Below are 21090 nucleotides of genomic sequence, written 5' to 3'. Positions count from 1 at the left end.
TCCGATGATGCGCCTGCCGCGATCCGGGGGCAAGAGTCGTGCACGGGACGCCGGTTGTTCCGGTGCCCGTCGGGTGCGCGGACCGCTGGTCGTCGTCAGCGACCGCGCAGCCGGAAGAGCGCGGCGGCCCCCGGGGCCAGGGCGACGTCGAAGGTCCGGTCGACGGGCATCGGGCGGTACTCGCCGCTGTCCGGGTCGAAGGACTCAACCGTGGATATGGCGGTCGCCACCGTGAGCGTCGCCTGCGCCTGCGTGTTGTGCCAACGGTTGGCGACCAGGGCCCAGCGGTCCTGGACGGTCGTGTCGCGGCTGTGGAAGGTCCCGATGACCACCGGAGCGCCGCTCGCCGCGGCGAGGCCGTCGACGGGGGCGAAGCCCGTCGCGCCGGCGGGCAGCGGGGACTCGTTCGCGTGCATCACCGCCGCCGGCAGCAGGGGCTTGAGTTGTCCGCCGACCTGGCGCAGCCATGTGGTGTTGATGACGCGGGCCGCGTCGTAGCGCTCGGTCCGCTCGCCCTCGACGGTGATCAGGGCTGGGCCGAAGCCTTCGCCTCGGGCCGCCTCCGGCGTCCAGTACGTGAAGTACTGGATGCCCTTGGCACCGTAGGCGAGGCTGATGTTGACCTGCCACAGCATCTCGGCCGCCGTGGGCGTGCGGTGGTTGTCGTAGGACAGGGTCTGGATGAAGACCCAGGCGGGCAGGTCCGCGCTGAGCGCGGCCCTGCGGACCAGGGCCCAGTTAAGGAAGTAGTCGGCGTCTTCGCGCCCCTCGGAGAGCAGCGGGTAGCGGTCGAAGGAGACCAGCGACGGCTTCACCACGTCGACGAAGGACTGGTAGTACGCCGCGTCGGTGGACGGGAACAGGTTCACGTAGGGCAGCAGCCCGGGGGCGCGTTCGCGGGCGATCTGCAGGGCCCGGGCCAGGGTGGGGTACCAGCCCGCACCCGGCTCGTCGAAGAGGTTGAAGCCGGCCAGCGAGGAGTACGGCCCGTAGGCGTCGACGGCGCGCTGGAACAGCCCGGCGGCTTCGGCCGGAGTGACGGAGAGGAAGTCCGCCGGATTGTCGGATATCGAGAACCAGCGGGACATGTTGCGGACCTGGATGTCGTCCGAGATCAGCATCGTGAGGCCGGTGTCCCGGGCGATGCTCAGCTGCCGTTGGAAGATGTTGCCGTCACCCGCGTAGTTGCCGGAGATGACGAAGGTGAAGCCGGCCTCGGCGATCTCCGTGTAGCGCTGGTGGGTGCTGGCGTAGGGGTGCGGTGGCCAGAAGACGCCGATCGGGAACTCGGGGCCGCCGGTCAGCGGGAGCCGCGACGGATCGGGCGCGTCGGCCACGACGGGACGTGGGCCGGCGACCGCCTCGCCCGTTGCCCACGGGAGAGCGCCGGCCGCGGCGGTCCCGGCCGCGGTGCCGAGCAGCCGGCGTCTGCTGACGCCGAGGATCTGGTGCGGGCTGACCGGGGTGCCGCCGTGCTGGGCCGAGGCGTCCATGTCCGACTCCTGTCGGGTGGGGGAACCGGCGTCGCAAGCGGGCGCCGGGGACCGACGTGACGCGGTTGACGGACAGCGCTCACCGCGCATGTCGGCCACGCATGGGAGGTGATTGTGCCAAGCGGGCCTCACGTTGACGAGGAGTTTCCACCCTGTTCGAAGGACGAGCCGACCGCTTCCGCCCAACGCCCCCGGGCACCGGAGCGCACCCACCCGCCCGCCTGGGCCGGGGTACGGCAATGCCGTGTCCGGCCGGTTCACGCGCTCCGTGGGGCGGAGCGCTCGCCGAGCGGGTCCAGGTCCGACTTCTCGATCGACGCGGTGAGCAGCAGGTCGGTGATGAGGTTGTGGTTGAGCGCGTTGCCCACCGGGGGTGGGACCTCCTCCGCGACGAGCCCGGGAACGCCCGCCTGCCCGCTGAGCCGCCTGCGCACCGCGGCGACGGTGTGGGCCGCCCGCTTCTGGGTCCACGGTTTCGGCGGGTTCAGGGCGTTCAGCGCGTCCGCGGCCTCGGCCCAGGTCAGGGGCTGCGGGCGGGGCTCGCCGCGCGGACAGCGCTGGGCGAGGCAGACGAGCACCAGCTTCTCCGTCTCGTCCAACTCGCGCTCCTCGCCGATGGTCCTCTCCTCATGCACGCCGTGTCCCTCCCGCAGCTCCCGCGGGGTGGGCAGGCCGGCGACGCGGACTTCCAACAGGTGCTCCTGCCGGGGCGAGACGAGGAACAACGGGGTGTAGCCCTCCGGCAGTTCCGCCCGGTCACCGCCGTGGACCAGCCGCGAGTCGGGGAACCGGATCGGCCGCCTGCCGAGATTGGTCAGCATCCAGCGCGCGTACTCGCGCGTGATCAACCCGTGCCGTCGGCTGACGTGCGTGTCGCCCCCGCCCGAGCAGCCGCGGAGGCCGGAGTTCGTCCCGGCGGGCGCCGGCTCCGTGGGAGCCGGCGCACGGCCCGGCGGCCTCGTGGCCCTGCTGGCGACGCCGACGTTCGAAGCGCTTCGATGATGCTCAGATCAGAGTCCTGATCAGGTCAGAACACTGATGTGACGACGACGTGAGCCGCCCATACATCCCCTTGGTGACGTTGTCAGGTTCCGTCGAACTTCTGCAGCAGGGCTTGTGTAACTGGCCAGGCGGTCCTAACGTCCCTCCTCATCGAAGCGCTTCGATAATTCGTCTTATGTCTCCGGACGGCGAAGCGCGGGGTCACGAAGGGTCGCTGACGTCATGCCGAACGCACGCTCCGGACTGAGCCGGAGAGGTTTCCTCACCACCACCGCGGTCGCCTCCGCCGCGGTCGGCGGCATCCGCTCCTGTCCGCGTGCGGCGGCCAGGAGGGACGGGTCTCCGAGGAGAACCTGCGGTCCCTCCTGCCGACCTACCAGGCGTCGGACGTCGCGGTCGAGCCGGACATCGCCGGCGAGAACGGCTCCAGCCCCGGCTACAGCCGGTGGATTCCCCAGGAGGAGCTGGGCGTCTCGGTCCCCGAACCCCGGGGCGGCGGTGCGGAGCTCACCGCCATGACGCCGCTGTGGGGCACGCAGCCGCGCCCCGGCAACGCGTTCTGGACGGCGATGGACGAGAGCATCGGCGTCCGCAGGAACTGGCGGATCCAGGACGGCAACGCCTACGGCGAGAAGCTCGCCGCCATGCTCGCCAGCAGCGAGATCCCGGACCTGGTGTGCATCCCCGACGGGGAGTTGGATGGCCAGATAGCCCAGGCCATCTCCAGCCGCTTCGCCGATCTCGGCTCGTTCCTCACCGGCGACAGGGTGCTCGACTTCCCCAACCTCGCCGCCGGTCCGCACCGAACAGGGCAACGCGGAGGTCGTTCCGGAGGCCCACGTGTTCATCTGCTCGCCCGAGAGCGTGGTCGCCTACCCCGACCTGCCGCAGATCGTCGAGTATCTCACCGCCTGGCGGCAGCGCAACCTCGGCTTCGTCCGGGACCCGGTCCTCGTCGGCCGGCAGATCCAGGAGCCCGCCCGGCCGGCCGGCATCTCCGACGGTTTCGAAGACCTGGTGAACGACGTGGTCCGCGGCCGCCAGTCCCTCCGCGACCTGCGCAACGCCGTGGACGAGTGGCGGCGCAACGGCGGCGACGAACTAGGGGCCACCTGATGGCCGCCGTTCCTTCGACCCCACAACACCACACGCGGAACTCCGGACGGCCGGCCGGGCCTCGCCGCGACGACCCACGCCTCAAGGGTGGCATCACCTTCCGGCACCAACCGCGCCGGCCACTTGAGGACGGCACCCCCACCGGCGCCGTCAAAGGCGGAAACCCACCCCCACAGACCCGCCTCCGCAACAAGAGGAGACAGCCGGTGGCCGCACTCAGCGACGCGCCCGGGAGGCGGTCGCACATCGTCAACGTCGCTGGGGCGCGAGCTGCCTTAACCCCCACACCCCCACACCCCCACAGGAAGGAAGAGCTGTCATGCGACGCTCACGACGCCCGCGTCTCCCGCGGACCCTGGCGCCGGTCACCCTCACGCTGGCGACCGTCCTCTGCGTCACCACGGTCACCATCGCCTCGGCGGAGGAGGACAACTCCGCGGCCCTGCTGGCCGAGGTCTGCGATGACTTCGGAACGATCGAGCAGGGCAAGTACTACCTGAACAACAACGTCTGGGGGCAGGACTCCGGCACCGGCTGGCAGTGTGTCCACGACTCCCCGCCCGCCCAGGAGGGCACCATCGCCTGGGGCACCAACTGGGAGTGGTCGGGCGAACCGACCTCGGTGAAGTCCTACGTCAGCTCGGTCCTCGGCTGGCACTGGAGCTCCATCGACCCCGACACCGGCCTGCCCGTCCAGATCTCCTCGGGCACCCCCGTCAACACCGTCTGGGACTACCAGGTCAGCGACAACCCCGGCACCATGAACGTCGCCTACGACCTGTGGCTGCACGCCATCGACAACCCCGGCTCGACGGACGACCCGACCGACGAGATCATGATCTGGCCCTACCGCAGCGGCGGCGCGGGCCCGATCGGCGAGACCGTCGCCACCGTCGAGATCGGCGGCGCCACCTGGGAACTGCACGAGGGCAACATCGGCTGGGACGTGTATTCCTTCGTCCGCACGGAGAACACCGAGTCGGTCGAGTTCAACCTCATGGACTTCCTGACCTACCTCGCGGAGAACCGCGGTCTGGACGCCAACAAGTACCTCAACAGCGTCCAGGCCGGCACCGAGGTGTTCACCGGCGCCGGGTGGCTTGAGACCAGCCGGTACGCCACCGACGTCGGCTGACGTCCCGAACCAGGACCCGCGAAGGCGAGCACACCGGCGCCCCCACGCGGCAGGCCGGCCGGTGGCCGACAGCACACAGCGGTCACCGGCCGGCCCTTCCCCGTCAGCCTCGGGTAGCCCACCTGCTCGCGGCCCGTCGGCCGGGGGCAGCGCGGAAACAGAAGGAGACAACGATGTCCAACCCGTCAGAGCGACGACCGCGGTTCCGCCGTCGCACGGTCCTCGGCGGCGGGCTCGCCGCTCTGGGAACCGCCGCCGTGCCACGGCTGACGGAGGCCACGGCGGCGGCACCGGCCCCGGCGCGGGAGTGGCCCGATCCGCCCAACGGTTACCCGGAGTGGCGCAACAACCTCGGGATCTTCGAGGTCAACTCGGAACCGGCGCACGCGACGTTCGTGCCCCACGGCACCCTCCAGCAGGCGCTGGACGGGGACCGGACCGCCTCGCCGTTCCGGCTCGACCTCGACGGCACCTGGCGGTTCCAGCACGCCGACAACCCCGACGCCCGCGACACCGCGTTCCACGAGCCCGACGTCGACGACAGCTCCTGGGGCACCATCCCGGTGCCGGCCAACTGGCAGCTGCACGGCCACGACTTCCCGATCTACACGAACATCGCCTACCCGTGGTGGGGCCCCAGCGGCCAGAGCGAGGCCCCTGAGCCGCCCGAAGTGCCGATGCTGTTCAACCCGGTCGGGCAGTACCGCCGAACCTTCGAGCTCCCCGCCGACTGGGAGGGCCGGCGGGTCCACATCCACTTCGAGGGCGTCAAGGCCGCCTTCTACCTCTGGATCAACGGCACGAAGGTGGGTTACCGCGAGGGCTCGTACACCCCGGCCGAATTCGACATCACCGACCACGTCCGGGCGGGCGGCAACCTGATCGCCGTCGAGGTCTACCGGTTCCCCGACGGGGACTGGTTGGAGGACCAGGACATGATCCGGCTGTCCGGGATCTTCCGGCCGGTCTTCCTCTACTCCCTCCCCGCGGTGCACCTGCGCGACTTCACGATCACCACGCCGCTGCGGGACGACTACACCAACGCCGACCTGGCGGTCGCGGCCAGCATCCGCAACAGCGGTGCCGAGCAGACCGGCACCTTCACGGTCGAGACCCAGCTCTACGACGCCGAGAACCAGCCGGTCTGGTCCACGCCGCTGAGCCTCACCCTCGACATCGGCTCCGCCGCACCCGGCGAGGACGTCACCGCCGAGGGCGCCCACGAAGTCCGAGGGCCGCTGCTCTGGTCGGCCGAGCATCCGAACCTGTACACCGCCGTGCTCCGGTTGCGCGACCCGTCAGGCGCCGCCATCCAGACCGTGTCGGCGCGGGTCGGCTTCCGCGAGTTCGCGCTGGTCGACGGCCTTATCCGGATCAACGGCCAGCCGGTCTCGCTGCGCGGTGTCAACCGGCACGAGTTCGACTCCGACCGCGGGGCGGCCCTGACACGCGAGGACATGATCCGCGACATCCACGTGATGAAGCAGCTCAACATCAACGCCGTCCGCACCTCCCACTATCCGAACAGCCCGGTGTGGTACGACCTCGCGGACGAGTACGGCCTCTACGTGATGGACGAGGCCAACCTGGAGACCCACGGGATCATGGACAGCTACCCGGGCTCCCACCCGGAGTGGACCGAAGCCGTCCTCGACCGGGCCAGGCAGATGGTCCACCGCGACAAGAACCACCCCTCGGTCGTCATCTGGTCGCTGGGCAACGAGGCCGGGCGCGGCGAGAACTTCGTCACCATGCGGAACTGGATCCGATCGGCCGACCCGACCCGGATCATCCAGTACCAGGGCGACAACCGCCCGGAGGTCAGCGACCTGCGCGTGGAGGGATACGAGTCCCCGTCCGCGGTGGAGGCCCGCGTCGCCGAGGCCGACCCCCGGCCGTACGTGATGCACGAGTACGCCCAGTCGATGGGCAACTCGAACGGCAACCTCAAGGAGTACTGGGACGTCATCCGGGCCCACGACATCCTCCAGGGCGGGTTCATCTGGGACTTCGCCGACAAGCCCCTGCGCTGGCCGATCCCGGGCGGCGGCGGGGACACGTACCTCTCCTACGGCGGCGACTGGGGAGACCGGCCCGACTGGCCGGGCTACTTCTGCGCCAACGGCATCGTCTCCGCCGACCGGGAGGCGTTCGGCAAGGCCGTCGAGGTCAGGCGGATGTACCAGGCGATCAACGTCGCCGCCGGCGACGACATCGCCGGCGGGGTGGTCACGATCACCAACGAGTACCTCTTCACCAGCGTCAACGCGTTCGAGGCCGCCTGGGCCCTGGTCGCCGACGGCGTGGTGGTCCAGAGCGGCACGCTCACCGCCGCTCAGACCGACATCCCGCCGCTGTCGAGCGCGACGGTCCAGCTGCCGATCGAGCGCCCGGCCGATCCGGCGCCCGGGGCGGAGCACTTCCTCCAGCTGTCGTTCACCCTCACGTCGGCGACGGCATGGGCCGACGCCGGATTCGAGGTGGCCAGGCAGCAGCTGCCGGTCACCTTCGACGGCCCGCCGATCGAGCCGACTCCGATCCGGAACGTGCCTGCGCTGACGACCGCGGTGACCGGCACCGCCATCACCGTCACCGGCGAGGACTTCGCGGTCACCATCTCCAGGTCCACCGGGGAGATCACCGCGTACGAGGCGATGGGCGTGCGACTGGTGAGCGCCGGCCCGGCGCCGAACTTCTGGCGGGCGCCGACCGACATCGACCGGGGCAACGGCCAGCAGGACCGCAACGCCACCTGGCGCCACGCCGGCACCGACCGGACCGTGACCGGTGTCACCGTCGAACGGCGGTCCCGCCGCGCGGTGCGGGTCGCCGTCACCGGCACCCTGCCGACCAGCACCGAGTCGTCGTACACCACGACGTACACCGTGTACGGCAACGGGGAGATCAAGGTCGACAACACGCTGCGCCCCGGCTCGTCGAGCCTGCCCTACATACCGGAGGTCGGCACCATCCTGTTTCTCTCCGGCGAGCTGCGGCAGCTGCACTACTACGGCCGCGGACCCGAGGAGAACTACTGGGACCGCAACAACGGCTCCGACGTCGGCGTGTACCAGTCGACGGTCACCGAACAGTGGACCGGCTACGTCCGGCCGCAGGAGAACGGCAACAGGACCGACGTCCGCTGGGTCGCCCTGGTCGACGACAGCGGCAGCGGCCTGCTCGCGTACCGCGAGCCGTCGGCGGGCGAGCCGCTGCTGGAGATGAACGCGTCGCATTTCACGCCGGAGGACCTTTCGGGCGAGATCAGGCACGACCACGAGCTGACGCCGCGGCGGGAGATCGTGCTGCGGCTGAACCACAGGCAGATGGGCGTCGGAGGCAACGACGGCTGGGGCGCGCAGACCCTCGACGCGTACAAGCTCTTCCCCGACCGCGACTACGCCTACACCTACCGGCTGCGTCCCCTGTCCGACGTCGGTCAGGCGATGGACCTGTCCCGGCGGCCCGTGCGGGGATGAGGGCCCGCCCGGCCCGCTCCCCGGGCGGGCCCCGGACACCTCCGCCCGCGCGACGGGGCGCGCGAGCCGGACCGACGCCTGGATCGGCCAGTCAGCCGGTGCGTTCCAGCCACTCCAGGACCAGGCGCATGCCGTGCTGCCAGTGGGTCTCCAGCAGCTCCGCCGCCCGGTCCGGCTCGCGCGCCTCCACCGCGGCCAGGACGTCCCGGTGCTGGTGGTCGGCCTCGTCGCGAACCGTGACCTCCCGCATGTAGGCGAGCTCGTAGCGGGAGACGTTGATGCGGAGCTGGCCGATCATGCCCTGGAGGTGCCCGTTCCCGCTGGCGGCCGTGAGCGTCCCGTGCCACCGGGTGTCCAGCTTCCAGCGGCGGACGGGGTCCTGGCAGCGCTCCAGCTCGGCGAGCGTGCCGCGCAGGGTCTTCACCGTCGGCTTCGGCACGGGGATGGCCGCCCGCACGGCGAGGGCCTCCAGGCTGGCCAGGATCGGATACAGCTCCTCGACCTCGCGGCGGACCAGCGGCCGGACGGTGAAGCCCCGGGCCAGCGCCGACCGCAGCACCCCCTCGGCCTCCAGGCGCAGCAACGCCTCGCGGACCGGGGTCCGCGAGACCTCGAGCGCGCGGCTGAGACTGGCCTCGGTCAGTGCGGCGCCAGGCGGGTACTCCCCCGACGAGATGAGGTCGACGATGCGGGCGTAGACGGCCTCGCGCAGCGGCTCGCCGCGGGCGATGGGTTCCCGGACGTCGGGGGTGTGCGAGGTCATGGTCGGTACGGGCTTTCGTCGCGGTGTCGCCGCTCGAACTCCGAGCGCATACACAGCGTATCCACCGACGTCATGCGATCAACGGCGAGGACGCCGTCCACATGGTCGATCTCGTGTTGCAGCAGCTCACCCAACTCGCCGTCGGCGCGCAGCCAACGCCGCCGCCCGTCCAGCGACTGGTACTCCACCTCCACCCAGACCGAACGCCGCACCCGGCAGAAGACCGACACGGAGAAGCTCAGGCACGTGTCCCAGGGTTCCCAGGTCTCCTCCGACCGCGCCACGATCTCCGGGTTCACCAGCACCGTGGGGCGATCGAAGGCGAGGTAGACGAGTCGCTGCCGCGCGCCGATCTGGGGCGCGGCGATGCCCCGTCCGTATCCGGTGCGCCGCACCCAGTCGGCCAGGGTGTCGGCGAGGTCCTCGGCGGTGGGGTGCGCGTCGGCCAGTTCGGCCTCGTCGATCGGGGGAACGGGGTCACGCAGTTCGGGGTCACCCAGCTGGAGTGTGGTCCGCACGGTCATGGAGATATCGTATACGATGAACAGATGCCGAACCATCTACGCGTCGAGTCCATCGAGGCCGCCGCCGAGCTGATCGACCCCGCGTTCCGGAACACCCCGCAGTTCACGGATGCCTCGCTGTCGCGCCGGATCGGCCGCGAGCTCGTCGTGAAGCTGGAGACGTGCAACCCGATCCGCTCCTTCAAGGGGCGGGGCGCCGACTACTACATGCGGGACGTGGCGTCGGACCAGGAGGTGGTGTGCGCGTCGGCGGGCAACTTCGGCCAGGCCATCGCCTACACGGCTCGCGCCCGGGGCATCGAGGTCACCGTGTTCAGCGCGCGGAACGCCAACCCGGTCAAGGTCGCCAGGATGAAGGAGCTCGGGGCGACCGTGATACCTGCCGGCGAGGACTTCGACGCGGCGAAGACGGCCGCCCGCGCGTACGCCGACGAGCGCGCCGGACGGCTGTTCGTCGAGGACGGTGACGAGCCCCGCATCGCGGAGGGCGCCGGCACCATCGCGGTCGAACTGGTGAAGGCCCGGCCGGACGTGGTGCTCGTGCCCGTCGGCAACGGCGCCCTGATCGGCGGCATCGGCTGCTGGATGAAGACGCGCGCTCCCCGGACCCGGATCGTCGGCGTCTGCGCGGCCAACGCGCCCGCGATGGCGCGGAGCTGGCGGCGTGGCGCCGCGGTGGCGACCGCGACCGCGCGGACCATCGCCGACGGCGTCGCGGTGCGCCTCCCCGTACCGGCGGCGGTCGAGGCCATGCGCGCGTACGTCGACGACGTGGAACTCGTCGAGGAGGACGACATCCGCGAGGCGTTGCGCGTGGTCCGGGACACGATGGGTCTCCTCCTGGAGCCCGCCGGCGCGCTCGGGATCGCGGCGGCGATGCGGTCCGACCGGGACCGCGGTCTCACCACGGCGACGATCGTGACGGGCAGCAACTTCTCGGAGGATCTGCTGGCCGAGCTCGTGGGCGTGCCCTCACCGGTGCGGCCGGTGGGGTGAGCCGCCGCACCGCGCGAGGACGATGCCGAGGAGCAGCGTCATGCCGACCCCGAGCGCGTCCTCGTCGAAGTCGAAACGGGGATGGTGGTGGGGATGGTCGGGCCTGCCGGCCCCGACCAGGAGGAACAGGCCCGGTATCCGCTCCTGGTACCAGGCGAAGTCCTCGCCGGCCATGATCGGGTCCATCTCGACGAGGGCGTCGTCGCCGAGGTGCTGCCGTGTCACCCGTTGTCCGACGGCGGCCACGGTGGGGTCGTTGACCACGGCGGGCGAGCCGAACGTGTAGGCGACCTCGGCCTCGGCACGGTGCGTGGCCGCGACCGACCGAGCGATCCGGGTGATCCGGTCGGCCGTCGTCCGCCGCACCCGCTCGTCCAACGCGCGCACCGTTCCGTACAGGCGGGCGGTTTCCGGCACGACCGCGTTGTGCTCGCCGCCGTGGAAGCCGGTGACCGCGACGACGAGCGCGTCCGCCGGGTTGGACTCCCGGGCCACGATCTGCCGCAGGTTCGTCACGGTGTGGGCGCCCGCCGCGATGGGATCGACGGTGTCGTGCGGAAGCCCGGCGTGCCCGCCCCGGCCGGTGATCGTGATGTCGAAGTAGTCCGTGCTGGCCATCAGCGGCCCGGCGGAGGCGCATACCCGCCCGAGCGGCAGCGAGGACCACAGATGCAGGCCGACGATCGCGTCGGCGCCGTCGAGGACGCCCTTCCCGATCAGCTCAGGCGCACCGCTGGGCAGCGGCTCCTCCGCGTGCTGGAACAGCAGCCGCACCTCGCCGGCCAGCCGGCCGGCGAGCGTCCTGACCGCCCGGGCGACTCCGACCAGGACGGCCATGTGTCCGTCGTGGCCGCAGGCGTGCATCACGCCGTCGTTGCGGGAGGCGAAGGAGTGCCCGGTGTCCTCCCGGACGGGCAGCGCGTCCATGTCCGCGCGCAGCACCAGCACCGGCCCCGGACGGCCGGTGGGCACCCGGCACACGATGCTGGTCTCGGTCGGCCGCGTGGGGGTGAACCCGACCGAGCGCAGCTCGTGTTCGACGCGCGCGGCCGTCTCGCGTTCCTGGTACGCCAGTTCCGGGTGCTGGTGCAGGTGCCGACGCAGCCGCGTCATGTGCTCGCGTTCCCGCGCCACCAGGGACCGCACCAGCGCGGCCTCGTCGCCGGTCACCGGACGGGCCCGAGGTCACGGAGGTCGTCGTCGCGGCGGTCGATCAGGGTCAGGCTGACCAGCAGCGACACCAGGCACAACGCCGCCATGTACCACGAGAACAGGCCGCGTCGGCCGATGTCGTCCAGCCATTCCAGGACGTAGGGCGACGTGCCGCCGAACACCGCGACGGCGAGGGCGTAGGGCATGCCGATGCCCGCCGCCCTGACCTCGGTGGGGAACATCTCCGACATCAGGGTGGGCGCGATCGAGCCGTAGAAGGCGAACACCAGCAGGCCGAGCGTCTGGACGAGGAGGACGCTGCCGACCGTCGGGGTGAACGCACTCATCAGCGGCACCGCCGAGACCGTCGCGACACCGCAGAACAGCAGCATCCACAGGCGACGCCCGAAGCGGTCCGAGGCCCGGCCGAAGAGCGGGAGCACGGCGCAGAAGACCACCAGCGCCGCGATCGAGGCGACGTCGATCCGGCTCTCGATGGACGGCTCGTCCGCCTTCGCGTTGACCGGGAGGTAGACCGCGAAGACGTAGTACCAGATGGTGATTCCCGCGGTCATCCCGAAGACCTGCAGGGACGCCTTCGGGTAACGGCGTATGCCGTCGAACAGCGAGGCCTTCGGCGCGTTCTCGATGGCGGAGAACACCTGGGACTCCACGAGGCCGACCCGGATCCAGAGCGCGACGACGCCGAGCACGGCGCCGAGCAGGAACGGGATCCGCCAGCCCCACGCGGCGAGTTGCTCGGAGGTCAGCGCCGAGTGCAGCACCAGCGACGTCGCGACCGCGAGGATCGTGCCGACCGCGGTGCTGATGTAGAAGACCGACGAGTACAGGCCGCGCTTGCCCGGCGGCGCGACCTCGGCCAGGTAGGTGGAGGCGGCGGCGAACTCGCCTCCCGCGGACAGGCCCTGCGTCACCCGCGCGACCACGAGGATGATCGGCGCGCCGATCCCGATCTGCTCGTAGCTGGGCGCGGCGGCGACGAGCAGGCAGCCGAGGGCCATCAGGCCGACCATCAGCGCCAGCCCTCGTCGCCGGCCGATCCGGTCGACGGCCGCCGCGAGCACGAGCCCGCCGAGCGGCCGGAAGAAGAACCCGATCGCGAAGACGAGCAGAATGTGCAGCAGGCCCGAGGATCCCTCGCCGTCCGCGAAGAAGCTGCCCGCGAGCGCGACGGAGAACACCGCGTAGATGTTCCAGTCGAACCACTCCAGGGCGTTGCCCAGCCCCGTTCCCAGCAGTGCCCTCCGGCGGTCCCCGCGGCTGAGCACGGAAGCCGGGGTGATGTCGTCAGTCGTGCTCATGGCATGACCCTTCTTCGCGGCGCGAGGCCCTCAACGGCGGTATGGGCTGTCGTCTCGATGGCGGCGTTCGAACTCCGAGCGCATGCACAACGTCCCGATCGAGGTGATCCGGTCGACGGCGACGATCCCGGCGAGGTGGTCGATCTCGTGCTGCAACAGGTGCGCCAGGTCGCCGGTCGCCCGCAGCGCGTGGCGTTCGCCGCCGAGCGACAGGTAGGAGATGTCGACCCAACGGGCTCGGCGCACCTGGCAGAAGATCTCGACGGAGAAGCTGAGGCAGGCCTCCCAGGCTTCCCAACTCTCCTCCGACCGCCCGGTGATCACCGGGTTCACCAGAACCCGGTGATCACCCAACGACGCACACACCATCTGGACGGCCGCGCCGATCTGCGGCGCCGCGATCCCGCGCCCGTAGGTGGTACGCCGCACCCAGTCGGCGAGCGTGTCGCGGAGATCCGCCGCGAGCCGGCGGGTCTCCGGCGCGCGAAGGTCGGTGATCTCGGCGCAGCGCGTGCGGAGCAGCGGATCCCCGAGTTGCAGGGTAGGTCGTACAGCCATCTGCGCATCGTATACGATAAGCAGATTGCGAGGAAGGGTGGTGTCGGCGATGGGCGTGACGGTGTCCGCGGGGACGGGGAGGTCGAGAGGGAGGTCGAAGGGGAGGTCCGGCGAAGAGGCCCGGGTGCTGCGCGAGGTCGAGGACCGGGTGCTGTGGTTGTCGACGGCGATCGTCCATCACGCCAACCGGGTGCGGCCGAACCCGTCCGGGTTGAAGGTCGGCGGTCACCAGGCGTCGTCGGCCTCGATGGTGTCGATCATGACGGCGCTGTGGTTCGGGCAGTTGCGTGCCGAGGACCGGGTGTCGGTGAAGCCGCACGCCTCGCCGGTGCTGCATGCGATCAACTACCTGCTCGGGCGGCTGGATCGGTCGTACCTGACGCGGTTGCGGGAGTTCGGAGGCCTGCAGAGCTACCCGAGCCGGTCAAAGGACCCGGACCCGGTGGACTACTCGACCGGTTCGGTGGGAATCGGGGCGACGGCGCCGATCTGGGGCGCGCTCTCACGCCGGTACGTGGACACCGCGTTCGGGAGCGCCGGCACCGGGCGGCAGTTCTCCCTGGTGGGCGACGCCGAGCTGGACGAGGGCGCCGTCTGGGAGGCCGTCATGGATCCGGCCGTGGCCGAGCTCGGGGAGGTCGTGTGGATCGTCGACCTCAACCGGCAGTCACTCGACCGAGTCGTGCCGACCATCGCGACCGACAGGCTGCGTGGCATGTTCGCGGCCGCCGGCTGGCAGGTGATCACGCTCAAGTACGGCCGGCTGCTGGAGGAGTTGTTCGCCCGAAGCGGCGGGGCGGCCCTGCGCGACCGCCTCGACGACATGAGCAACCCCGAGTACCAGCGCCTGCTCCGGTGCGGGGCCGACGAGCTGCGGCGACGGCTGCCCGGAGCCGGGCCCGGGGCCGACCGGATCGCGGAGTGGGTGGCCCAGCGGGACGACGCCACGCTGCTGGAGGCGATCGGCAACCTCGGCGGGCATGACCTCGACGCGCTGGACGACGCCTTTCGCGCGGTCGACGACAGCCGGCCGACCGTGATCTTCGCCTACACGGTCAAGGGACGCGGCCTCGCAACGCGCGGGCACCCGCAGAACCACTCCTCGTTGCTGACCGAGGAGCAGATGCGTGCGCTCGCGGCGCGGGTCGGCGCGGACCCGGACGACCCGTGGCGGAACTTCCCCGATGACAGCGACGCCGCGGCCCTGTGCGCGCGGGTCGCGGAGCGGCTGCGGCGGCCGGAGCCGCCGCCGCGCGCCGTTCCCGTGCTGCCGACCGACATCGGCCGCACACCGTCTGGTACCGCGACCACCCAGGCGGCACTGGGCCGGGTGCTGCTCGACCTGACCCGTGAGGCCCCGGAGGCGGCCCGCCGCGTGGTGACCGTCAGCCCCGACGTGAGCTCGACGACCAACCTCGGCGGCTGGGTGAACAAGGTCGGCGTGTGGTCGGCCAGCGAGCGGCCCAACTGGTTCGCCGACGATTCCGAGAGCATCCTGCAGTGGTGGGAGAAGCCCACCGGACAACACATCGAACTCGGCATCGCCGAGGTCAACCTGGTGGGGCTGCTGGGCGAGCTGGGCGCGACCTGGAGCAGGTGGGGCCAACCGCTGCTGCCCATCGGTGTGCTGTACGACCCGTTCGTCGCACGCGCGCTGGAACCGTGGTCCTTCGGCATCTACGCGGGCGGCCAGTCGATCCTGGTCGGCACGCCGTCCGGGGTGACGCTGGCACCCGAGGGCGGTGCGCACCAGTCGATCACCACGCCGTCGATCGGGCTCGAGCAGCCGGGCTCCGTCACCTACGAGCCGGCGTTCGCCATCGACACGGAGTGGACACTCCTGGCCAGCCTGGCTCTCCTCGGCAGACCGGACGGAACGTCCGCCTACCTGCGGCTGTCGACCCGCCCGGTCGACCAGACCCTCGCCGCGGTGCCCGCCGACCCCGCGGCGCGGGAACGACGGCGGTGTCAGGTCGTCTCCGGCGCGTACGCCCTGCGTCGTCACGACCGCGCCAGGGTCACCATCGCCGCGATGGGAGCGGTGGTGCCGGAGGCGCTCGCCGCGGCCGACCGGCTGGAGCGGATCGGCACGCCGGCCGACGTCGTCTGCGTCACCAGTCCCGATCTGCTGTTCCGGGCCGTGCGCGCCCGCCAGGGCCGAGAGCAGGCCGACACGTGGATCCTGGACCAGGTGTTTCCCGACGACCGGGCGAACCCCATGGTGACGGTGGTCGACGGCCATCCGCACACCCTGGCGTTCCTCGCCACCGTCAACCGCGTGCCGGCCATCTCGCTCGGCGTCACCCGGTTCGGGCAGGCGGGGTCCGTCGCGGACGTCTACCGACACCACGGCCTGGACGCCGACAGCATCGTCCGCGCCGCCCTCGACGTGACCGGCTCACCGTAGCCAGGGCGCCCGGCCGAAGTCGGGCAGCCGACCGGCGATGGCCAGGAACTCGCCGAGGCGGCCCGCAGGGGAGGCGAGATCGCCGACCCCGTCGAGGGCGACGGCGCCGACGATGGTGACCTTGCCGTCGCGGTGGCTGTACAGCACCGGCCGCGCTCGCGCGCCGCCGTGATGATCAGCCGATGACGGTGGGTGCCACGGTGAGTCGGCGATCACGTCGCCGGATCCCGCCGGCCGGGGCGGAGTCCCCCTCGTTCGCCGAGCGGACGGGGCTCCCCCTGGCGAGGCGGTGTCCGCCGATGGCGTGACCGAAATCGTTCGATGGCCTCCTCGGCGAAGACGAAACCGCCGATCTGCGGGCTCGTCGGGGTCATGCCCTCGCCGTTCATGAATGCCAGATGACGGTGTGTCTCCTCCGCGGGCACGCCCTTGCCCACGGTGGGTGGGAGGTGCTCGGCGGCCAGGTGAACCAGGGGCGACAGAATGCAACCGGGCATCTCCTGGGCGCTTGACCGACCGGTGGGCCAGCCATCCCTCTCCAGCAGCACCTCGGGGGCGGTGGTGTGAATCTCGAAGGGTTTCCGGAGCATCGCCGAGCCTCCGTAGGTGAAAAGCACGTCGCCGTCCGTCAGGGCTCGGTCCTTGGCGACCTCGACGCTGAAACAGTGGGGGACGGAATCATCCACGATGAGACACCCGGGAGCGACACGACGAACGTCCAGAATGTTGGGAGCGCTCGCACTGCCAACGATGAACGAGGCGTCGTACAGCGGCCGATCGTCCCGATCCGTCGCACAGAACTCGTAACGGACCTCGGGATGGCCGGCCCTCAGCCCGGACAACAGGCTCTCCACGGCCTCGCGCCTCGTCGCCAGATCACAGACGATGACCTCGTGCGGTGAGCCGAGACGCGCCAGCGCGGCGGCGAGGACGCTCAGCCCTATCGAGCCGGTGCCCAGGATCGCGACTCTCTCCGCCGACCAGTCCCGTCCCGAGAGGTGGAGGAGCGACTCAATGGCAAGGATGATGCAGGCGGTAGCGGTGGCGTGTCCCGTGGTCACGCCGATGTCGGTCCAGCTCGGAGCCACCAGTTCGCCGTAGTCCGCCAACGCGGCAAGCAATCCGGAAAGCGCGACACATCGCGCACCGTGATCACGCGCGACCCCTATGGCCCGGTTGATGTGGCCACGCGCCGCGTCACGATCCCGCAGGAGGTCGGACATCGTCAGAGGCAGTGTGACGACCGCCCCGACGCCATGCTCCGTATACGATCGTGCGCTGACGAAGGGGACGGCACCCAGCTTCTCTCGGATCTCCCTCCGGTCGGTCGGATTCGCCCCGGGGCGCTTGTTGAAGTAGAAGATCGCCGCGCCGTCGACGGACGGCTCCGTCGCGTGATCGCCCAGTCGCATGTCCCGCCCTTCCCACCCTTTACCGATATGCCCGAACCTGAAGTTCATACAGTTCGCTGTAACGGCCGCCGCGCCGAACCAGCTCCTCGTGGCTGCCCACCTCCGCCAGGCGCCCCTCGCGGAACACCAGGACGAGGTCAGCACTCACCCCCGGCGATATGCGGTGGGTCACGAGCACCGAGATCCCGGAACCGGTCACGATCCTTTCCCGCGCCCTCATGTAACGCTGGTACAGCCGGTCCTCGATGACGGGATCGAGGCCCGCGTTGGGCTCGTCGAAGACCAGCAGGTCCACGTTGCTCCTCATGAAACTGCGAGCCACCGCGACCTGCTGCCACTGGCCGCCCGAGAGTTCCCGACCACCCCACTGCCTGCCGAGTTGCGCGTCCAGATCGGCCACGGAGAACCGTGCCCCCGAGTCGGACAGCGCGCGCCGCACGGACTGGCCGTCGTCGAGGCGATCGATCGCTCCGACTCCGATGGACTCGCGGAGCGTGAACTCGAACCGTGCCGCGTCCTGGAAGGCGGCCGTGGCGGGGGTGCGGTCGCCGGAACGGGCATCAGATCCCGGGCCGGAGAACGTCACTTCTCCTCGCGTGGGCGTGGCAAGGCCCAACAGCAGCCTGACGAAGGTGCTCTTTCCTGCGCCGTTCTCGCCGACGATCATCACGGAGGTGCCGCCGGGAATGGACACGTTCACGTCGGACAGCGCATCGGCCTGGGCGCCCGGATAGCGATACGACACGTCGGTGAAGGTGATGCCGGTGGGTCCGGACGTGCGGTTCACGGTGGCTTCGCCGCGTGGCGCGCGGCGGCTGTGGCCCTCGAGCCAGAGGTACCGCTTCACCATGCCCGTTCCGCTGACGAGATCGTGCGTGAAGCCGGACATCCCGGTCACCTGATTCTGGATGACGTTCGCCATCGCGATCACCGTCGCGACCTGGCCAACGCCGATGTCACCCGATGCGGCCGAGGCCGCCACCCACCAGAGGGCGGCGCACCAGGCGGCGCCGAAGAAGATCCACCCAACGAAGACAAGACCGCTCGCCCGCAGATCCGCCCGGGAGAGAATCCGGTTCCCGTCCCGCCGCGCGGCCCGGTGGGCGCCGAGGAGGAAGCCGCCGCTCCCGAAGATCCTGACCTCCTTTCCGTGGTCCGGATCGGTCAGCACCGAGAACAGATGGTCGGACGCGCGGCGTGTGGTCGCCGCCTCGTCGAGGGCGCGGTTGCGCATCCGTCCCGCGACCCGGGTCGCGACTATCACCGGCAGCCCGGCGAGGGGAAGCAGCAGCAGGAGCGGATCGACATAGGCGAGGGCGGCCAGCGCGGCGCCGATTCCGACGATGAAGGAGGCGCTGGAGATGGAGCTCCAGACGACCGAGACGATGACGGAGGGCTCCCTGCGCACCGTCGTCAGTCGGTCGACGAACCCGGCATCCTCGAACGGCTCGATCGTGCCCATCCCGTTCGCGAGACCCATCAGGCGCTGGTCGACCTCGTGAATGGACCGTTCGGTCACCGTCGTCTGCACGGGAATCATGATGGAGAAGACGCCGAACATCAGCGCGACCAGGAAGGCGATCAGTACGCTGCCGGTGACGACGTGCGCCGTGTTCCCGTCGGCAACCCCCTCCACCATGACGCCGAGGGCCACGGCGGTCGCCGATCCGTGCACCGCCAGCAGCAGATGAGCGACGACGACGATCCCGATCCGCCACCAGCCGGACCGGCCGGCGATGCGCCATGCCCAGGCGTAGGCCCTGAGACTCTCCTTCATGACACGTACCTGCTCGCCTGCACCCGGTACATCTCCGCGTACCTGCCGTCGAGTCGCATGAGCTCGGTGTGCGACCCCGACTCGACGATCCTCCCGTTGTCGAGGACGTGAATCCGGTCCGCTCGCCGCACCGTCGAGAACCGGTGGGAGACCAGGATCGTGGTGACGGAGGACGCCACGGACATCAGCTCGTCAAAGAACTCGAGTTCGGCTCGCACGTCCAGGGACGCCGTCGGTTCGTCCAGGACCAGGAGCGTGGAGCCCAGTTCCAGTCCGTACAGCGCCCTGGCCAGGGCGATGCGTTGCCACTGGCCGCCGGAGACGTCCACGCCGTCGGGGTAGTCCGCGGACAGCACCGTGTCCCAGCCATGCGGCAGCCGCCCCAGCAGCGAGTCCAACCCCGCCGCCGAGGCGACCCGGCCGAGACGGGCCTCCCCTTCCGGACCGAGACCGCCACGGCCGAGACACACGTTCTCGCGCAGCGAGAGCTCGTACCGACCGAAGTCCTGAAACACCGCCGAGACCGTGGCGGCCGCTTCCCGTTCGTGGAGGCCGGTGGCCTCCGAGCCGTTCACCGTGATCGTGCCCGCGGACGGTTCCAGCAGTCCGGCGATCAGCTTGACCAGCGTGGTCTTCCCCGCCCCGTTCTCGCCGACCAACGCGACGGTTTCTCCCCTGTCGATGTCGAACGAGACCTTCTCGATCACCTGCTGGCCCGCGACGTAGCCGAAGGAGACGTCACTGACGGACACGGCCGCGGAGTGTGCCGGCTCACGGGGGGCGGCGGTCCGCGTCGGCCCTGGGATGGACTGGATCTCTCGCACCGCGGCAACGCTCTCGAACCCGTACCGGATGGGCAGGTCGGCCTCCGGCTGAAGACCGCCCAGATAGATGAGTGCGGTCAGCGCACCACCCAGCGCGATGGCGTCACCGGGCCCGATCCGGCCGTCGATGAGGCCGCGGGCGATCACCAGGGCCGCCAGGCACCCGACCACGAAGACGGAGCCGGCCACCGACACCATCTGGAGCCCGACCACGGACCTTCGCTTCCACACCTCCCGCATGGAGCGAAGCCACAGCTCGGTATGCCTCGCCACGATCCAGTGCGACAGTCCGAAGACCTGGATCTCTCGGGCGGTGTCCCGTTCCAGGGCGAGGTTTCTGACATAGTCCGCTCGACGGATTCCCTCGACGTCCCCGTGCAGCACCTCCAGGGAGCGGAACCACAGGACGAGCGTGACACGCCTGATGACCAACGCGCAGGCGAGCACGCCGACCCCCAGCCACCAGTGAAAAGAGGCGAGCAGGGCCACCAACAACAGTCCGGCCAGCTTGTTCGGCAGGAAGTAACCGTATCCGCGTATCGTCGCTCCGGGACTTCGGTCCTCGGAAACGAGACCTCTGGATTTCGCCACGAGATCCCGAACACGAGGCTGCTCGAGCTGACTCACCGGCAGCCTCCCGGACGTTGCGGTGAGGAGGTTGTGGCGGAATTCGAGCTCAATCTCCCGGGCAAGCGTGGACACCACCGCGTCCTTAACCGCCGGAACTGAGGCGATCAGGAAGGCGGCGATCGCAGCGGCCAGCACCCAGGGGACGTATCCCGTCCCGCGGCTGACCGAGTCGATGAGGCGGCCGGCAATCACGTAGCCGGCAGCGGGAATCAGGCCGACGACGAGAAGCACGATACAGGCAGCAGCGGTCAGCGCCGGCCGACGCCGTACAGAGAGCCTGACGACTTCGGTCAGCGCCCCCCTGCGGGAGAAGTCTCCAATACCGAACAGTGTGCGGAGACTTCTCCCGCCGTGTCCCGAGAGGACACCATCATTCCTGCGGTTCGGAACATGCAACGTCGCACCCTCATCTCGCCTCGCGTGGCCCCCCGGCAAACCCCGCACAAAGTACGCCGGGCTCCCGTTTCCTGGCAAGGTTTGCGGGACGCGGTCCGGCCTCG

Annotated in this window: 16 protein-coding genes; 5 read left to right on the top strand and 11 right to left on the bottom strand. The window is 70.4% G+C overall.

Translation table 11 applies throughout. The annotated features are described in order from the left end of the window. Nucleotides 1-95 precede the first annotated feature (95 nt). Together ABGB06_RS32010 and ABGB06_RS32005 are read right to left on the bottom strand one after the other, a co-directional pair. Nucleotides 96-1493, bottom strand: coding sequence for a hypothetical protein (locus ABGB06_RS32010; protein ID WP_347596356.1), 1398 nt, complete (start codon nt 1491-1493; stop codon nt 96-98). A 257-nt stretch (nt 1494-1750) separates the two neighbouring features. After that, on the bottom strand, nt 1751-2314 hold the full coding sequence (locus tag ABGB06_RS32005; protein ID WP_347596353.1) for an FHA domain-containing protein: 564 nt from the start codon (nt 2312-2314) through the stop codon (nt 1751-1753). 1021 nt (nt 2315-3335) lie between these two features. Between ABGB06_RS32005 and ABGB06_RS32000 the strand changes: the two genes are divergently transcribed. From ABGB06_RS32000 to ABGB06_RS31990, 3 genes are all read left to right on the top strand, one after another. After that, nucleotides 3336-3611 (top strand): hypothetical protein, encoded by a 276-nt coding sequence (locus tag ABGB06_RS32000; protein WP_347596350.1) that lies wholly within the window; start codon nt 3336-3338, stop codon nt 3609-3611. A 319-nt stretch (nt 3612-3930) separates the two neighbouring features. After that, nucleotides 3931-4746, top strand: coding sequence for an endo-1,4-beta-glucanase (locus ABGB06_RS31995; RefSeq protein WP_347596347.1), 816 nt, complete (start codon nt 3931-3933; stop codon nt 4744-4746). Between the two features lie 173 nt (nt 4747-4919). After that, a complete protein-coding gene (locus ABGB06_RS31990) occupies nt 4920-8225 on the top strand; it encodes a glycoside hydrolase family 2 TIM barrel-domain containing protein (RefSeq protein WP_347596344.1) in 3306 nt (1101 codons plus the stop codon). Nucleotides 8226-8316: 91 nt separating this feature from the next. Here the strand turns inward: ABGB06_RS31990 and ABGB06_RS31985 are convergent, their stop codons facing one another. Continuing rightward, nucleotides 8317-8988: a GntR family transcriptional regulator gene (locus ABGB06_RS31985; protein WP_347596341.1), complete on the bottom strand. Its 672-nt coding sequence runs from the start codon at nt 8986-8988 to the stop codon at nt 8317-8319. Next, nucleotides 8985-9512, bottom strand: a complete 528-nt coding sequence (locus ABGB06_RS31980) for a peptide deformylase (protein WP_347596338.1) — start codon at nt 9510-9512, stop codon at nt 8985-8987. Before ABGB06_RS31980 ends, ABGB06_RS31985 begins: the two co-directional genes overlap by 4 nt. Nucleotides 9513-9536: 24 nt before the next feature. On the opposite strand from ABGB06_RS31980, the gene ABGB06_RS31975 reads away from it, so the two are divergent. After that, nucleotides 9537-10508 carry a pyridoxal-phosphate dependent enzyme gene (locus ABGB06_RS31975; RefSeq protein WP_347596335.1) on the top strand — a complete coding sequence of 324 codons (972 nt, stop codon included), beginning with the start codon at nt 9537-9539 and terminating at the stop codon, nt 10506-10508. Here the strand turns inward: ABGB06_RS31975 and ABGB06_RS31970 are convergent. From ABGB06_RS31970 to ABGB06_RS31960, 3 genes are read right to left on the bottom strand one after another with little or no spacing between them, the layout of a single operon-like run. Continuing rightward, nucleotides 10485-11678 carry an amidohydrolase gene (locus tag ABGB06_RS31970; RefSeq protein ID WP_347596332.1) on the bottom strand — a complete coding sequence of 398 codons (1194 nt, stop codon included), beginning with the start codon at nt 11676-11678 and terminating at the stop codon, nt 10485-10487. The genes ABGB06_RS31975 and ABGB06_RS31970 overlap by 24 nt on opposite strands. Next, entirely contained in the window at nt 11675-12982 is a 1308-nt protein-coding gene (locus ABGB06_RS31965; protein WP_347596329.1) for an MFS transporter, read from the bottom strand. Before ABGB06_RS31965 ends, ABGB06_RS31970 begins: the two co-directional genes overlap by 4 nt. A 30-nt stretch (nt 12983-13012) precedes the next feature. Continuing rightward, on the bottom strand, nt 13013-13540 hold the full coding sequence (locus ABGB06_RS31960) for a peptide deformylase (protein ID WP_347596326.1): 528 nt from the start codon (nt 13538-13540) through the stop codon (nt 13013-13015). A 124-nt stretch (nt 13541-13664) separates the two neighbouring features. Between ABGB06_RS31960 and ABGB06_RS31955 the strand changes: the two genes are divergently transcribed. Further along, entirely contained in the window at nt 13665-15947 is a 2283-nt protein-coding gene (locus ABGB06_RS31955) for a pyruvate dehydrogenase (protein ID WP_347596323.1), read from the top strand. Here ABGB06_RS31955 and ABGB06_RS31950 read toward each other — a convergent pair. From ABGB06_RS31950 to ABGB06_RS31935, 4 genes are all read right to left on the bottom strand, one after another. Further along, on the bottom strand, nt 15939-16094 hold the full coding sequence (locus ABGB06_RS31950; protein ID WP_347596320.1) for a hypothetical protein: 156 nt from the start codon (nt 16092-16094) through the stop codon (nt 15939-15941). The two genes, ABGB06_RS31955 and ABGB06_RS31950, sit on opposite strands and share 9 nt — an antisense overlap. A 65-nt stretch (nt 16095-16159) precedes the next feature. Then, nucleotides 16160-17407, bottom strand: a complete 1248-nt coding sequence (locus ABGB06_RS31945) for a hypothetical protein (protein ID WP_347596318.1) — start codon at nt 17405-17407, stop codon at nt 16160-16162. After that, nucleotides 17379-19013 carry an ABC transporter ATP-binding protein gene (locus ABGB06_RS31940; RefSeq protein WP_347596315.1) on the bottom strand — a complete coding sequence of 545 codons (1635 nt, stop codon included), beginning with the start codon at nt 19011-19013 and terminating at the stop codon, nt 17379-17381. Before ABGB06_RS31940 ends, ABGB06_RS31945 begins: the two co-directional genes overlap by 29 nt. Nucleotides 19014-19132: 119 nt before the next feature. Continuing rightward, nucleotides 19133-21064, bottom strand: a complete 1932-nt coding sequence (locus tag ABGB06_RS31935) for an ABC transporter ATP-binding protein (RefSeq protein ID WP_347596312.1) — start codon at nt 21062-21064, stop codon at nt 19133-19135. Between the last annotated feature and the right edge of the window lie 26 nt (nt 21065-21090).

Origin of the sequence: Streptomyces sp. B6B3 (assembly GCF_039871525.1) — a bacterium.
Taxonomy (GTDB): Bacteria; Actinomycetota; Actinomycetes; order Streptomycetales; family Streptomycetaceae; genus Streptomyces.
Note: the sequence above shows the minus strand (reverse complement) of the source record. Positions and strands in the feature narration are given on the sequence as shown.